The sequence below is a fragment of the Streptomyces sp. NPDC058291 genome (assembly GCF_042880855.1).
Classification (GTDB): Bacteria; Actinomycetota; Actinomycetes; order Streptomycetales; family Streptomycetaceae; genus Streptomyces.
Map to the genome: position 1 here is coordinate 1 of NZ_JBHVYK010000135.1, position 14,107 is coordinate 14,107.

Here is a 14,107-nt window from a genome sequence, read left to right on the forward strand (position 1 = left end):
GCCCCGGGCCGGCGGGCTGTCCGGACCGGACGTCGGCCAGGACACGGTGCTCGGCTCAGCCCTGTTTGGGCGCGGTGGAAGGTTCCAGGCGCAGGGTGAAGGAGTGGCCGGCCGGGTCGGCGTACCCGCGTTCCTCGTGCGGGCCCGGAGCGCCCTTGGTCTCCAGCGGGCGGCCGCCCAGGCTGACGACCTTGCGCTCCACGTCGTCGAGGTCGTCGACGATGAAGTCCAGGTGGGCCTGGAGGGAGTTCTCGGGTCGGGGCCAGCTCGGCGGGGTCGCGTTGACGTCGCGCCGGAAGGCCAGCCGGATGCCGTCGGCCCCCCTGATCTCGACGCGGTTGGCGCTCGCGTCGGTCTGCTCGGCGTCGAGCAGCCCCTTGTAGAACTCGGCGAGCTTCTCGGGCTCGGCACAGTCGAGCACCACGACGCCCGCTTTCACCACTGCCATGTCGTCGTCTCCTCCGCGAGGTCCGGGCCGGGGCGGGCGAGTCCCGTCCCCGGACCTTGCGGATACCCCCGTTTCCGTCCCGCCTGCCGACGAATCCCCCGGCCGCGGGCGGGTCATGCGGCGTACAGCGACGGCTGTCATGGACGACCGGCCGGATTTCCTGGACAGGCGTCCCGCTATAGTGGACACCTGTCTGAGAAACAGAGTCGAGGGAGATCATGGACATCCTGGCGAACGTGCTGGTCGCGCTGGTGGCGGCGCTGCACCTCTACATCCTGGTGATGGAGATGTTCCTGTGGCGCAAGCCGCCGGGGATGTCCTTCCACGGCTTCGACGCCGAGTTGGCCGAGCGGACCGCTCCGCTGGCGGCCAACCAGGGGCTGTACAACGGCTTTTTGGCGGCGGGGCTGGTGTGGGGGCTGGTCGCGGCCGATCCGACCGGGTTCAGGGCGCAGGTCTTCTTCCTGTCGTGCGTGATCGTCGCGGGGGTGTACGGCGCGGTGACCGCGAACCGGCGGATCCTCGTCGCACAGGCCCTGCCGGGCGCGCTCGCCCTGGCCGCCGTCCTGATCGCGCAGTGACCCGCGGCCAGGCCGAGGACCCACGGGCGGCCCGCACCCGGGCCAGGCTGCGGACCGCACTGCTCCAGGAATGCGCCGAACGGCCGCTGGAGGAGGTCGGGGTGGCCGCGCTGGTGCGCCGGGCGGGCGTCGGAAGGGCCACGTTCTATGTGCACTACCCCGACCTGGAGGCTCTCGCCGTCGACGCCTGCGCGGACGTCGTGCGCGAGGCCGTGGAGGCGCTGCACGCCTGGCGCGGACGGCCGGACCCGGTGCGGGCGCCGGCCGCGCTGGCGGAGTTCTTCGGCTCGCTGACCCCGCACGCCGCCCTGTACCGCACCTTGCTGGCGCCGGGCGGCGGCGGGCCGCTCGGCCGGGTGCTCCACCGGGACCTGCGGGCCTACAGCCTGCGGGAACGGGAGCGGGCGGGCGCGGCGGACGCGCCCCTGGTCGCCTCGGCCGTCGCCGCGACCTTCGCCGGCGTGCTGGCCGACTGGCTGCACGGCGACCTGGACGGCACGCCCGGCCAGATCGCCGACCAGGTATGGCAGTTGCTGGTCGCGCTGCACGCGAGCCGCTGAGCGGCCGTCGCCTGCGGGGCGGGACGCCGCATCCACCCCCGAGGCGGCGCACGCGGGACGCCGGCCCCCGTCGCGGGGGGAGCCCGTGTCAGTGACGACGGCGGGGCCGTGCGGTGACGGTCACCGCCCTCGGCCCGTCGCGCGGATCCGCCCGGCCGCCGCGCCGAACGCTCAGCGGGCCGTCTGGAAGGTTCTGCGGTAGGCCTGCGGGGAGACGCCGATCGCGGTGTGCAGATGCTGGCGCAGGGAGGCGCCGGTGGCGAAGCCGACGCGAGCGGCGATCTGGTCCACGGAGAGGTCGCTGGCCTCCAGCAGCCGCCGGGCGTGCGCGACGCGCTGCTGGATCAGCCAGCGGCCGGGGCTCAGTCCCACCTCGTCGTGGAAACGGCGGGCGAAGGTGCGCAGGCTCATCCGGGCGTGCGCGGCGAGGTCGGCGAGGGCGAGGGGCTGGTCGAGCCGCTCCAGGGCCCAGGACCGGGTGGCGGCCGTGCCGGCCGCGCCGGCCTCCGGCACGGGCTGCTCGATGTACTGCGCCTGACCGCCGTCCCGGAAGGGCGGCACGACACAGCGGCGGGCCACCTGGTTGGCGAGTTCGCTGCCGTGGTCCTTGCGGACGATGTGCAGGCACACGTCGACGCCCGAGGCGGCTCCGGCCGAGGTCAGCACGCGGTCGTCGTCGACGAACAGCACGTCCGGGTCGAGCTCGACCTGCGGGTGCATCCGGCGGAAGAGCTCGGTCACCTGCCAGTGGGTGGTGGCCCGGCGGCCGTCGAGCAGTCCGGCCGCGGCCAGGACGAACGCGGCGGTGCAGATGGAGACGATGCGCGCCTCGGGGCGGATCCGGGCGAGGGCCTCGGCCACCGCGTCCGGCAGCTCCGACGTCACCCGGTCGGTCGCGATCGGCGCGATCACGACCGTGTCGGCCGTCGCCAGCGCCTCGGGGCCGTGTTCCACGCCGACCGTGAAGTCGGCGTTCGTGCGCACCGGGAGGCCGTCGACCGTGCAGGTCAGGATCTCGTAGTGGCCGTCGGCGGCGCCGAAGATCCGGCTCGGGATGCCGAGCTCGAACGGGTAGACGCCGTCGAGGGCGAGGACGACGACACGGTGCTGGTCTGCGAGGGGCATGGCATGATTCTATCGGATGTTGGCAATCATGCCATTTCGCGGCCGGGGCCGGCCGGGCAGGCTGTTCAGCATGAGCACTGAGAACACCCCGCGCACCGTGAACACCATGCGCGTCATCGGCCAGGACGTCCTCGGCGGTCCCGAGGTACTGAAGCAAGCAGAGGTGGAGCGACCCGCACCCCGCCCGAACGAGGTCCTGGTCCGGGTGCGCGCCGCCGGCGTCAACCCGACCGACTGGAAGCACCGCGCCACGGGCGGGTTCCTGGGCGAGCCGCCCTTCGTCCTGGGCTGGGACGTCTCGGGAACGGTGGAGGCGGTCGGCGTCGGCGTGGCCGCCTTCGCGCCCGGCGACGAGGTCTTCGGCATGCTGCCCTACCCCTTCGGCCACGGCTCGCACGCCGAGTACGTCATCGCGCCGGTCCGCGCCCTGTGGCACAAGCCCGAAGGCGTCGACCACGTCCAGGCGGGCGCGCTGCCGCTGGTCTCGCTGACCGCCTGGCAGGCGCTGGTGGAGACCGCCGGACTCACCCCAGGGCAGCGGGTGTTGATCCATGCCGCGGCCGGCGGGGTCGGACATGTCGCCGTGCAGATCGCCAAGGCGCGCGGCGCGTACGTGATCGGCACGGCCAGCGCGGGCAAGCACGACTTCCTGCGCGAGCTGGGCGTCGACGAGGCGATCGACTACCGGGAGACCGACTTCGCCGAGGCCGTGAAGGACGTCGACGTCGTCCTGGACACGCTGGGCGGCGACACCTCGGTGCGCTCGCTCGGCGTGCTGCGGCCGGGCGGGATCGTGGTGTCGATCCTGCCGGTGGGCTCGGACGAGTTCTCCGAGGAGGCCGAGCGCCTCGGGGTGCGGGCGGTGCGGATGCTCGTCGACGCGGACCGGGCCGGGATGCGCGCGATCGCCGAACTGGTCGAGGCGGGCCGGCTGCGCGCCACGATCGCGGGGACGTTCCCGCTGGCCGAGGCCGCCGAGGCGCACCGGCTCGGCGACACCGGCCGGACCACCGGGAAGCTGGTGCTGACCGTCGAGTGAGGGGACGTCAGAAGACGAGCACGGGCTTGATGGTCCTGCCCGCGGTCATGTCCCGCACCGCCTGGTCGATGTCCGCGAACGGATAGACGCCGATCAGGCGGTCCAGCGGGAGACGCCCGCTCTTGACCAGCTCGACCAGCGCCGGGATGAAGGTCTGCGTCTCGCTGTCGCCGAGGGTGAGTCCGACGACGCGCTTGCCGCCGAGCAGTCCGTTGACGTCCAGGGCGACCTCGCTGCCGAAGGGCGGCGCACCCACGACGACCAGGGTGCCGCGGGCGGCGAGCGCGTCGACGCCCTGGCGCAGCACGGCCGTGCTGCCCGTGGTCTCCACGACGCCGTCGGCCCCCTGTCCGCCGGTGATCTCCGCGACGGCCTCGCCCGGGCCGGTCCGGCCGGCGTCGACGGTGTGGGTGGCGCCCAACTCCCGTGCCAGTTCCAGGCGTTCGGGGACCCGGTCGACGGCGATGACCGTGGTGGCCGGCGACAGGGCGGCCGCCATTACCGCCGACAGGCCGACGGCTCCGGCGCCGAGGACGACGACCGTGTCGCCGGCCGCCGGCCTCAGTACGTTCCACACGGCGCCGACGCCGGTCTGGACTCCACAGCCCAGTGGGGCGATCGACGCCAGCGGCACGTCGGGGTCGACCTTCACGAGGCTGCGCTCGTCGACCAGCGCCCGCTCGGCGAAGGAGGACTGGCCGAAGAAGTGACCGCCGAGGGCCGCGCCGTCCCGGCTGACGGTCGCGGTGCCGTCGGCGCGGCGGCCGCCGATCAGGTTCAGCGGCAGCCAGGCGGCGCAGTAGGCGGGATGGCCCCCGTGGCAGTTGCGGCAGTCACCGCACGAGGTGAAGGACAGCACGACGTGGTCGCCGGGGGCCACGCCGGTGACCGCCGAGCCGACCGCCTCCACGACGCCCGCGCCCTCGTGCCCGAGAACCCCGGGCAGCGGGAAGGGCAGTCCGCCGCTCGCGACGCCGAGGTCGGTGTGGCACAGCCCGGCGGCGACCAGCCGGACGACCGCCTCGTGCGGCGCGGGGTCGTCGAGCACGACCTCGCAGAGGGTGAAGGGCGCTCCCGCGGACTCGACGACGGCGGCGCGTGTGGTGAGGGGCATGGGTGCAACTCCTGTGTCGGGCAGAGGTGTTCGGGGCGGGCGCGCTCAGTCGAGCGAGACGACGACGGACTTGACCCTGGTGTACGCGGCGAGCGCCTCGGGGCCGTACTCACGCCCGAAGCCGGAGTCCTTGACGCCGCCGAAGGGGACGGCGGGGTCGAGCATCGCCCAGTCGTTGACCCAGACGATGCCGGCCTGCAGGCGGTCGGCGACGCGGTGGGCGCGGGCCAGGTTTCCGGTCTGGACGCCCGAAGCCAGCCCGTACGGCGTGGAGTTGGCGAGCGCGATGGCCTCGTCCTCGGTGTCGAAGGGCTGCACGGTGAGGACCGGGCCGAAGATCTCCTCCTGGACGACGCGGGAGTCGTCGGCGAGGTCCGCGATCACGGTCGGCCGGTAGTAGTAGCCGCCGTCGAGGTCGAGGCGCTCGCCACCGCAGACGATGCGGGCGCCCTCCTTGCGGGCGAGGTCGACGTACTCCTCGACCTTGCGCAGGTGCCTCTCCCCCGCCATCGGCCCGACGACGGTCTCCGGCAGCCGGGGGTCGCCCACCGGCACCCCGGGGACGGCCTCGGCGAGGATGCCCAGCAGGGTGCTGTAGACCGGGCGGGCCACGAGCAGACGCGGGCCGCCCATGCAGAACTGGCCGGTGTTGAAGACGAAGCCCTTGATGACCGCGCCGACGGCCTTCTCCAGGTCGGCGTCCTCGAAGACGAGGTGCGCCGCGTTGCCGCCGAGCTCCATGGTGACGGGCTTGAGGTTCTCCCCCGCGACGCTCGCCGCGTGCCGGCCGATCGCGGTGGAGCCGGTGAAGGCGATCTTGTCGACGCCCGGGTGGCGCAGCAGCGCCTCGCCGGCGACGGGGCCCGCGCCGGTGACGACGTTGACCACGCCGTCGGGGACGCCGGCCCGCTGGAACAGGTCTGCCATGTACAGGGCGCTGAGCGGGGTCTCGTCGGCGGGCTTGTGCACGACCGTGTTGCCGGCGGCGAGAGCCGGGGCGATCTTGGAGCCGGCCAGGATCAGCGGGAAGTTGAACGGGGTGATCGCGGCGATCACGCCGATCGGGCCCCGCCGGGTGTAGGCGAGGGCGTTCATGGGGGTGTCGCGGTTGGCGCCCTCCAGGCCGAAGGCGAGGGAGGCGAAGTACTCGTAGTCGTTGGCCGCGTTGGTGACGTCGACGGCGTGCGCCAGGGTGATGGGCTTGCCGACGTCCAGGCTCTCCAGCCGGGCGATGGCGTCGGCCTCCTCGCGGATCAGCCGGGCCACGCGCAGCAGCACCCGGCCGCGCTCACGGCCGCTGAGGCCGGACCACTGCCCGGCGTCGAAGGCCTCCCGCGCGGCCCGCACCGCGGCGTCCACGTCGACGGCGCCCGCCTCCGCGACGGTGGTGACGACCGCGCCACGGGACGGATCGACCACCTCGGTGCGCGCTCCGTCCGCGGCCTCGCGCCACTGTCCCCCGATGAACAGCCGGCCGGGGTCGATCTCCCAGGTGGTCATCGCCACTCCTCAGCATCGTCGCCAAGATTTCAACAAACAGGATTCCTGTTGGTTCGCAGTCTCATTACAGCCAGGTTTCCTGTCAATGGTCTACGCTCGGTCCCATGGCCGGCACTCGTTCAACCCAGGCGGCGGCACCCGCACCGCAGCCGTACAGGACGCCTCCTTCCCTGCTCTACATGGTGAAGCAGGTGGAGCTGGTCGTGCGATCCCGTCTGGACGACCTGGTCAGGCCGTCCGGGATCACGGCCCTGCAGTACACGGCGCTCACCGTCCTGGAGCGGCACGACGGGCTGTCGGCCGCCCAGCTGGCCCGGGACTCCTTCGTCACCGCCCAGTCCATCGCGGATCTGGTGCGCTCCCTGGAGGGGCGCGGCCTGATCCGGCGCGAGCGCAATCCACACAACCGGCGCGAACGGCTGATCCTGCTCACCGAGGAGGGGCGCGGGCTGCTGGAGCGGCACGCCGGCCCGGTGCGGGAGCTCGAGGAGCGCATGGTCGGGGAGCTCACGGCCCACCAGACGGAGCAGTTGCGCACCGCCCTCTCCAAGGCGTGGCACGCGCTGTCGTAACGGTTCGACCCCCCTTCGCTCACGACTCGAAAAAACTCGGCCAGAGTCGGTTGCATTTCGAAGACATATGTCAACCGAACATGCTGGAATGCACTCCATCGGGGGTAACTTGCTGGGGCGGGGAACTGCTGCGAACTCCCCGGCCGTTGGAAGCTCCCGACCGGTGGAGCGGGTTGGAGGCGATGTCGTCGTGCAGCTGGAACCCGCGGCGGACTCCCCGCATCTGCGCATCGGCCGGGACCGGGGATACACGGTGCTGGAGTTCCGCGGCGAGATCGACCTCGTCGCGGCCACGGAGATCGGCCCGCTGCTCGACGAGGCGACCGCCGGGCACGCACCGCGGATCGTGATCGACCTGACCCGGATCGAGTTCTTCGACTGCTCCGGGCTGCGCCTGCTGTACCGGGCGCGCAGACGGGTCCTCGACCACGACGGGCATCTGCACCTCGTCTGCGCCCACCCGCTCACGCTGCGGATCCTGCGCGCCACCGGACTGTCCCGGCTGCTGCCGCCCGCCAGGACGCTGGACGCGGCCCTGGAACGGCCCGGCGCCACGTCGGGCACGTTATGACGGCGCCTCGAAGCGCTGCCCACCCCACCCGCCCGGCCCGACGACCCGGCCGGCCCGACGACCCGGCCGGCTTCCGACGGTCCGCCCGTGGAGGCCCCGCCGCCGGCCGTCCTTGACGCTACTGCCCCCGCGCCGCGTCGAACAGGGCGCTGACCGACTCGCCGTTGTGAATGCGGCGCACCGCCTCCGCCAGAGCGGGGGCGATGGACAGGATCCGCAGCTTGTCCGTGTGCTCCTCGACGGGCACCGGCACCGTGTTGGTGCACACGATCTCCAGGACGTCCGGCTGCTCGCTGAGCCGCTTGAGCGCGCCGGCGGCGAACAGCCCGTGCGTGCACGCCACCCGTATCGAGCGGGGCTCCAGCTCCCTGAGGCGGTCCAGGAGTTCCAGGACCGTGCTGCCCTTGGCGATCTCGTCGTCCAGGACGATGACGTCGCGCCCGGCGATCTCGCCGATCACCGCGCTGATGCTGACCCGGTCGTCGGCGTACCGCTGCTTGGCCCCCGCCGCCACCTGGGCGTCGATCATCCGGGCGAAGGCCGCGGCCTCCTTGGCGTTGCCGAGGTCCGGCGAGACGACGGTGGTACGGGTGAGGTCGTAGCGGCGGAAGTGCGCCGCCAGTTCCCGGTGGGCGTGCAGGTGGTCCACCGGCATCGAGAAGAAGCCGTGCACCTGGGGCGAGTGGAGCGTCATGGTGAGCACGCGGTGGACGCCGGCCGCCGCCATCAGATCGGCGACCAGGCGTCCGCCCAGCGAGATCCGGGGGGCGTCCTTCTTGTCGGAGCGCGCGTAGGAATAGTGCGGCATGACGACCGTGATCCGTCCCGCGGACGCCCCACGGGCCGCGTCGCACATCAGCAGCAGCTCCACCAGGTGCTCCTGCACGGGCCGGACCAGGGGCTGGACGAGGAAGACGTCCCGTTCCCGGCAGTTCGCCTGGAGCTGGACCTCCAGGCAGTCGTTGGCGAACCTGCTGAGGCGGGTGGGGCTCAGGGGCACTCCGAGGTGGGCGCAGACCTCGGCTGCCAGCTCGGGGTGGGCACTGCCGCTGAACACGGAGATGTCTCGCACGGTCGGCTCCTCGCTGATCACGTCCGGCCGGGGGCGGGACCCCTCATGCTACGGACCACGTCCGTTTCGCCCACCGTCGTAGACCCCTGAAAGACCTGTTCAAGATCTCTCGCGGGCCCCCGGAGGCTCCTCGAAGACACCCGCAGCCCCGACGGGCGCCCGACCGTTCCCGGCGCGTAGAGCTCACCGGCCGCTCCCCCGGCCGAGTGGCGCGCGGCGACGCTCGCCCGTGCCGGGCGGCGTCCCCGGCCCGGCGAGGGAGCGGCGCCGCGGGTCGCCCTTACTGTCACAGCTCCTCAACAGGGCGGTCTGACACGGGCATTGGCGGGAATCCGGTCAGTAGCCGGTCAGTAGGAAGAGAGGACCGTCCGCATGACGACTTCCACCGAGCCCACCAGAGACACCAAGCCCACCCGGCGCCTGCCCGGCCGCATGCCCGGCTGGGCCAAGGTGCTCACCGCCGTCGTGGTCGTGCTCGTCGTGATGTTCGCCGGGATCCGGTTGAGCCTGCTGCCGGGGCTGCGCGACTTCTTCGGCACCGAGACCCATGACCGCTCGGGCCCCGCCCTCCTCAAGTCCATCCAGGACATGAGCCGCTACGACGCCGCCTCCGGCAACTTCCAGGTCGTCGTGGACCTGGAGAAGGACGCCAAGTACCTTCCGGACGCCATCCGGGGCACCCGCACCCTGTACGTCGGGGCGGGCACCGTCGACGCCTACGTCGACCTCGGCAAGGTCGGCGACAAGAACGTCACGGTCGACCAGGACCGCACCTCGGCCACGCTCCGGCTGCCGCACGCCCAGCTGGGCAAACCGGCCCTCGACCCCGACCGCTCCTACGCCGTGTCCAAGCAGCGCGGCCTCCTCGACCGCCTCGGCGACCTCTTCTCGGACAACCCCGGCGGAGAGCAGGCCGTGCAGAAACTCGCGGTCAAGCACATCGGGGACGCGGCGAAGGAGAGCGAGCTGACCGCGCGCGCCGAGACCAACACCACCGACATGCTCCAGGGGCTGCTGCGCTCCCTCGGCTTCACGGAGGTGAAGGTGTCCTACGGAGGCTGACGCCCCGGTCCGGTGAGGGACGCGGCGGCCGGACGCGCGCGTGAGCGCGTCGGCCGCGCGGAGCCACACCGGCGGCCCCCCGCCCGCATCCCCGGGCCGTTCGCGGGTAACCGCGCTACCACGCCGAGAAGTTGAGTACTGGAGGACCGCATGGCCCGTGCAGCGCTACGTCCACTCACCACGTTCCGCCTGCGCCCGGCCAAGGCCGCCGCACCCGAACCCGAGCCCGAGCCCGAGAAGGCCGACAGGCCGGGCTGGACCGGGCGGATCGGCAGAGCCCGGGCTGCTCGCCGGGCCGAGCGGGCGGAGAGGACGCGCAGGGCCGAGAGGGCCGACCGGGCCGCGGCCGCGGAGACGGCGCGTGCCGAGCACCGGCCGCTGCCGTTCCCGCTCCGCCTGCTCGCGATGCTGGTGGCCTTCATGTTCATGGTGGCGTTCGCCGTCGTGCTCGCCAAGATCACCCTGGAGCCGTCGCCCGCGTCGGCGGCGCTGGTCCACTCCAACCTGCACCCGGGCGACTCGCTGCGGGCCTACCTGGACCAGCCCGCGCTGCGCGACGCGGTGAAGCAGATCGGCGGGAACGTGCTGCTCGGCGTCCCCTTCGGGGTGCTGGTGCCGGTCGTCGCGCCGCGGGCGCGCGGGCTGCTGCGCGTCCTGCTGCTGACCGCGACCGTCATGCTGCTCGTGGAGTTCGCCCAGGGCGCGCTGGTGACCGGACGCGCCTTCGACATCGACGACGTCATCCTCAACACGACCGGCGCCCTCATCGGCTACCTGCTCCTCGGCCGCCGGGTGAGCCGTGCGGTGCACGCGCGCAGGCGGCCCGCCTGAGGAGGCGCGGGGCCCGCGGCCGGCACGGCTGCCGCGACGGCCGTCAGTGCGGCCTCCAGGTGTACTTGTCCCCGCCCACCCAGCGCACGGTGTCCGGGTCGTCGAGGTCGTGGACCGTGATGCCGTAGGCGGCGGCGATCTCGAGGACGTCGGTCACGTCCCGCGCCTCGCCGACCACCTCGGCGTCGATCTCCACGATGCGGAACGGCGAGGGGCCCGGCTGCACCCCGAGCACCATGATCCGCGGCCGGGAGATCCGTAGGCTCGCGATTTCGGTCATGACATAGAGGGTAGAGCGGAACGATCCGGTATGAACCGTCGGATCTCTCCCCACTCACCGAGGCCGTCCGGGCGACGGCCGCAAAGCGCGGCCCAGCCCCTCGGCCGGGAGGCGCGGCCCAGCCCGTCGTGCGGCCGGGGCGGCGGTGGGGAACCCTGGAGCGAGGAGGTGGCCATGGATCCCGTCGAGGCACTGGACCGGATCGCCTTCCTGCTGGAACGTTCCCTGGCGCCGACCTACCGCGTACGGGCCTTCCGGACCGCGGCACGCGTGCTCGCGCGACTGCCCGCGGCGGAGGTGCAGCAGCGGGCGGCGGCCGGGACGCTGGAGTCGCTGAAGGGCGTGGGTCCCAAGACCGCGCAGGTGGCGCGCGAGGCCCTCGCCGGACAGACGCCGTCCTACCTGGAGAAGCTGGAGCAGGAGGCCGGCCGACCGCTCACGGACGGCGCGGGAAGCCGGCTGCGCGCTCTGCTGCGCGGGGACTGCCATGTCCACTCCGACTGGTCGGACGGCGGCAGCCCCATCGACGAGATGGGCCGGGCGGCCGCCGCGCTCGGCCATGAGTGGGCCGTGCTCACCGATCACTCCCCGCGTCTGACGGTGGCCCGCGGGCTCTCCCCCGAGCGGCTGCGCCGCCAGCTGGACGTCGTCGAGGAGCTCAACGCCTCCTGGGCGCCCTTCCGGCTGCTCACCGGCATCGAGTGCGACATCCTCGACGACGGCTCGCTGGACCAGGAGCCGGAGCTGCTGGAACGGCTCGACGTGGTGGTGGTGTCCGTGCACTCCAAACTGCGCATGGACGCCCGTGCGATGACGCGCCGCATGGTGAACGCCGTGCGCGACCCGCACGCCGACATCCTCGGCCACTGCACCGGCCGGCTGGTGACGGGCCGGGGGCGGCCCGAGTCGGAGTTCGACGCGGACGAGGTGTTCGCGGCGTGCGCCGAGTCGGGCACCGCCGTGGAGATCAACAGCCGGCCCGAGCGGCTCGACCCGCCGCGCCGGCTGCTGCGCCGGGCCGTCGAGGCGGGCGTGCTGTTCTCCGTCGACACCGACGCGCACGCGCCCGGCCAGCTGGACTGGCAGATCCTGGGCTGTGCGCGGGCCGAGGAGTGCGAGGTGCCCCCGGAGCGGATCGTGACCGCCTGGCCGCTCGCGGACCTGCTGGCCTGGACACGGGAGGGCCGGGTGCCGGCCGGCGTGGCCGGCCCGTGAGGTGGTACTCGCAACATCCCCGAAGACATCCGCACAGCTCGCGGGCTCGGCAGAGCCCGGAGACAGCCGCAGAAAGGACCGCGATGACACGCGCCGCCGTGTTCGACGTCGACGGCACCCTCGTCGACACCAACCACCTGCACGTCGTCACCTGGTGGGAGGCGTTTCGGCAGGCGGGCCACCGGGTGCCCATGCACGCCGTGCACCGGGCCGTCGGGCTCGGGTCCGACGACCTGATCGCCCACCTGCTCGGCGACGACCGGGACGAGGACCAGGACGCCGAACTGAGCGCCGCCCACAAGGCCCTGTACGGCCAGTACTTCGACCGGTTGCCGCCGCTGCGGGACGCCGGCGCGCTGCTGCGCCGGGTGCACGACGCCGGCTGGACGGTCGTGCTCGCCACCTCCGCGAGCGGCGCCGAGCTGTCGGCTCTGCGCAGCGCCATCGACGCGGACGACGTCATCGCCGCGACGGCCAGCGCGGACGACGTCGAGCAGGGCAAGCCCGCGCCGGAACCCGTGGAACACGCCCTGGAACTGGCCGGCGCGCCCGCCGAGCAGGCCGTGTTCGTCGGCGACACCGTGTGGGACATGCGGGCGGGCCGCCGGGCCGGGGTGCGCTGCGTGGGCCTTCTCAGCGGGGGGATCCCGCGCGCCGACCTGCTGGAGGCGGGCGCGGACGCCGTCTACGCCGACGCGGCCGATCTGCTGGCGTCCCTGTCGACGAGCCCGCTGGGCTGAAGGGGGCTGGGCCCCGGAGCCGGTGAGCCGGGCGGGTGAGCCGGGTGACGGACGTCACCTCGCGTGGGGGCCGGTCGGGGAACACTCCTAGGTAGTTACCCGTTGAACCAACCGTGGGTGCGGACGGGACAGTGTCCCCGGGCCTCACCTTCTGCCCACAGGGACGATCGTCCGGCTGAAGCCCTGTGGAGCGTTTCGCCGAGAGGCGACCGCCGTCCGCGCCCACGCACAGACCGCCCCGACCGTGATTCCCCCGTCCGGTCGGGGCTTCTCTTTTCCTGCAGCCGTCGTCTGTCCCGGGCCGTCCGGCGGCCGCCCTGGGGCGGGCTTGACTTCGAGCGCACTCCCAACCGTAGCGTCTCGGACATGAGCACTGCACAGCACAAGATCGGTTCCGGGTTCGACGCCCACAGCACCGCCGACGACGTCCTGGCCGGCGTCGACCTGAGCGGCCGGCTCGCGATCGTCACCGGCGGTTACTCCGGACTGGGTCTGGAGACCACCCGCTCGCTCGCCAGGGCCGGCGCACGCGTCGTCGTCCCCGCCCGCCGCCCGGACGCCGCCCGCGGGGCCATGGCCGGTCTCGACGGCGTCGAGGTGGACGAGCTGGACCTCGCCGACCTGGACAGCGTGCGCGGCTTCGCCGACCGCTTCCTCGCCTCCGGCCGCACCGTCGACCTCTTCATCGGCAACGCCGGGATCATGGCCTGCCCCGAGACCCGCGTCGGGCCCGGCTGGGAGGCGCAGTTCGCGACGAACCACCTCGGCCACTTCGCGCTGGTCAACCGGCTGTGGTCCGCGATCGAGCCCGGCGGGGCCCGCGTGGTCTCCGTGTCCTCGCGCGGCCACCACTTCTCCGGCGTGCGCTGGGACGACGTCCACTGGCAGCGCGGCTACGACAAGTGGGAGGCCTACGGCCAGGCGAAGACGGCGAACGCCCTGTTCGCCGTCCACCTCGACCGGCTGGGCCGGGACCGGGGCGTACGCGCCTTCTCGCTCCACCCCGGCGGCATCATCACGCCCCTGCAGCGGCACCTCCCCAAGGAGGAGATGGTGGAGCGCGGCTGGATCGACCAGGACGGCAACGTGATCGACCAGGCCGGCTTCAAGACCCCGGAGCAGGGCGCGGCCACCCAGATCTGGGCGGCGACCTCGCCCCAGCTGGCCGGCATGGGCGGCCTCTACCTGGAGGACTGCGACGTCGCCGAGGCCGCCGTCGACGGCGACGCACGCTCCGGCGTCAAGGACTGGGCGACGGATCCGCAGCAGGCGGCGCGGCTGTGGGAACTGTCCGCCGAACTCACGGGCGTGAACGCCTTCGCCGCCCACGGATAGTCCCGCTCCCCATTACCTTTTTGGTTGCCCCGCAATGGGGCGCCCGGCCTTCGGAGTTGGCA

At 73.0% G+C, this 14,107-nt stretch carries 16 protein-coding genes; 10 read left to right on the forward strand and 6 right to left on the reverse strand.

Features of this window, described 5'->3' with window-relative positions:
• Positions 1–55: 55 nt before the first annotated feature.
• Positions 56–448 carry a VOC family protein gene (locus ACFVYK_RS36360; RefSeq protein ID WP_389781012.1) on the reverse strand — a complete coding sequence of 131 codons (393 nt, stop codon included), beginning with the start codon at positions 446–448 and terminating at the stop codon, positions 56–58.
• A 218-nt stretch (positions 449–666) separates the two neighbouring features.
• On the opposite strand from ACFVYK_RS36360, the gene ACFVYK_RS36365 reads away from it, so the two are divergent.
• Both ACFVYK_RS36365 and ACFVYK_RS36370 read left to right on the forward strand, forming a co-directional pair.
• Positions 667–1,029: a DUF1304 domain-containing protein gene (locus ACFVYK_RS36365; RefSeq protein WP_389781013.1), complete on the forward strand. Its 363-nt coding sequence runs from the start codon at positions 667–669 to the stop codon at positions 1,027–1,029.
• Positions 1,026–1,589 (forward strand): TetR/AcrR family transcriptional regulator, encoded by a 564-nt coding sequence (locus ACFVYK_RS36370; protein ID WP_389781014.1) that lies wholly within the window; start codon positions 1,026–1,028, stop codon positions 1,587–1,589. The genes ACFVYK_RS36365 and ACFVYK_RS36370 overlap by 4 nt, the downstream gene beginning before the upstream one ends.
• A gap of 171 nt (positions 1,590–1,760) precedes the next feature.
• On the opposite strand, the gene ACFVYK_RS36375 is transcribed toward ACFVYK_RS36370, so the two are convergent.
• A complete protein-coding gene (locus ACFVYK_RS36375; protein WP_389781015.1) occupies positions 1,761–2,714 on the reverse strand; it encodes a GlxA family transcriptional regulator in 954 nt (317 codons plus the stop codon).
• A 70-nt stretch (positions 2,715–2,784) separates the two neighbouring features.
• Between ACFVYK_RS36375 and ACFVYK_RS36380 the strand changes: the two genes are divergently transcribed.
• On the forward strand, positions 2,785–3,753 hold the full coding sequence (locus ACFVYK_RS36380) for an NADP-dependent oxidoreductase (RefSeq protein ID WP_389781016.1): 969 nt from the start codon (positions 2,785–2,787) through the stop codon (positions 3,751–3,753).
• 7 nt (positions 3,754–3,760) lie between these two features.
• Here ACFVYK_RS36380 and ACFVYK_RS36385 read toward each other — a convergent pair whose 3' ends face one another.
• On the reverse strand, positions 3,761–4,867 hold the full coding sequence (locus tag ACFVYK_RS36385) for an NAD(P)-dependent alcohol dehydrogenase (RefSeq protein WP_389781017.1): 1,107 nt from the start codon (positions 4,865–4,867) through the stop codon (positions 3,761–3,763).
• 45 nt (positions 4,868–4,912) lie between these two features.
• A complete protein-coding gene (locus ACFVYK_RS36390; protein ID WP_389781018.1) occupies positions 4,913–6,367 on the reverse strand; it encodes an aldehyde dehydrogenase family protein in 1,455 nt (484 codons plus the stop codon).
• Positions 6,368–6,546: 179 nt separating this feature from the next.
• Here ACFVYK_RS36390 and ACFVYK_RS36395 point away from each other — a divergent pair, with 179 nt between their 5' ends.
• Both ACFVYK_RS36395 and ACFVYK_RS36400 read left to right on the forward strand, forming a co-directional pair.
• Positions 6,547–6,939: a MarR family winged helix-turn-helix transcriptional regulator gene (locus ACFVYK_RS36395; protein ID WP_389781027.1), complete on the forward strand. Its 393-nt coding sequence runs from the start codon at positions 6,547–6,549 to the stop codon at positions 6,937–6,939.
• A gap of 190 nt (positions 6,940–7,129) precedes the next feature.
• Entirely contained in the window at positions 7,130–7,510 is a 381-nt protein-coding gene (locus tag ACFVYK_RS36400) for an anti-sigma factor antagonist (RefSeq protein WP_389781019.1), read from the forward strand.
• Between the two features lie 118 nt (positions 7,511–7,628).
• On the opposite strand, the gene ACFVYK_RS36405 is transcribed toward ACFVYK_RS36400, so the two are convergent.
• A complete protein-coding gene (locus ACFVYK_RS36405) occupies positions 7,629–8,582 on the reverse strand; it encodes a ribose-phosphate diphosphokinase (RefSeq protein ID WP_389781020.1) in 954 nt (317 codons plus the stop codon).
• A gap of 372 nt (positions 8,583–8,954) precedes the next feature.
• Here ACFVYK_RS36405 and ACFVYK_RS36410 point away from each other — a divergent pair, with 372 nt between their 5' ends.
• On the forward strand, positions 8,955–9,644 hold the full coding sequence (locus ACFVYK_RS36410; RefSeq protein WP_389781021.1) for a DUF4230 domain-containing protein: 690 nt from the start codon (positions 8,955–8,957) through the stop codon (positions 9,642–9,644).
• A gap of 150 nt (positions 9,645–9,794) precedes the next feature.
• Positions 9,795–10,475: a VanZ family protein gene (locus ACFVYK_RS36415; protein ID WP_389781022.1), complete on the forward strand. Its 681-nt coding sequence runs from the start codon at positions 9,795–9,797 to the stop codon at positions 10,473–10,475.
• A 43-nt stretch (positions 10,476–10,518) separates the two neighbouring features.
• Here ACFVYK_RS36415 and ACFVYK_RS36420 read toward each other — a convergent pair whose 3' ends face one another.
• Positions 10,519–10,755 (reverse strand): hypothetical protein, encoded by a 237-nt coding sequence (locus ACFVYK_RS36420; RefSeq protein WP_389781023.1) that lies wholly within the window; start codon positions 10,753–10,755, stop codon positions 10,519–10,521.
• A 174-nt stretch (positions 10,756–10,929) separates the two neighbouring features.
• Between ACFVYK_RS36420 and ACFVYK_RS36425 the strand changes: the two genes are divergently transcribed.
• From ACFVYK_RS36425 to ACFVYK_RS36435, 3 genes are all read left to right on the forward strand, one after another.
• Positions 10,930–11,970 (forward strand): PHP domain-containing protein, encoded by a 1,041-nt coding sequence (locus tag ACFVYK_RS36425; RefSeq protein WP_389781024.1) that lies wholly within the window; start codon positions 10,930–10,932, stop codon positions 11,968–11,970.
• Between the two features lie 83 nt (positions 11,971–12,053).
• Positions 12,054–12,710 carry an HAD family hydrolase gene (locus ACFVYK_RS36430; RefSeq protein ID WP_389781025.1) on the forward strand — a complete coding sequence of 219 codons (657 nt, stop codon included), beginning with the start codon at positions 12,054–12,056 and terminating at the stop codon, positions 12,708–12,710.
• Between the two features lie 366 nt (positions 12,711–13,076).
• Positions 13,077–14,045, forward strand: a complete 969-nt coding sequence (locus ACFVYK_RS36435; protein ID WP_389781026.1) for an SDR family NAD(P)-dependent oxidoreductase — start codon at positions 13,077–13,079, stop codon at positions 14,043–14,045.
• The last annotated feature ends 62 nt before the right edge of the window (positions 14,046–14,107 follow it).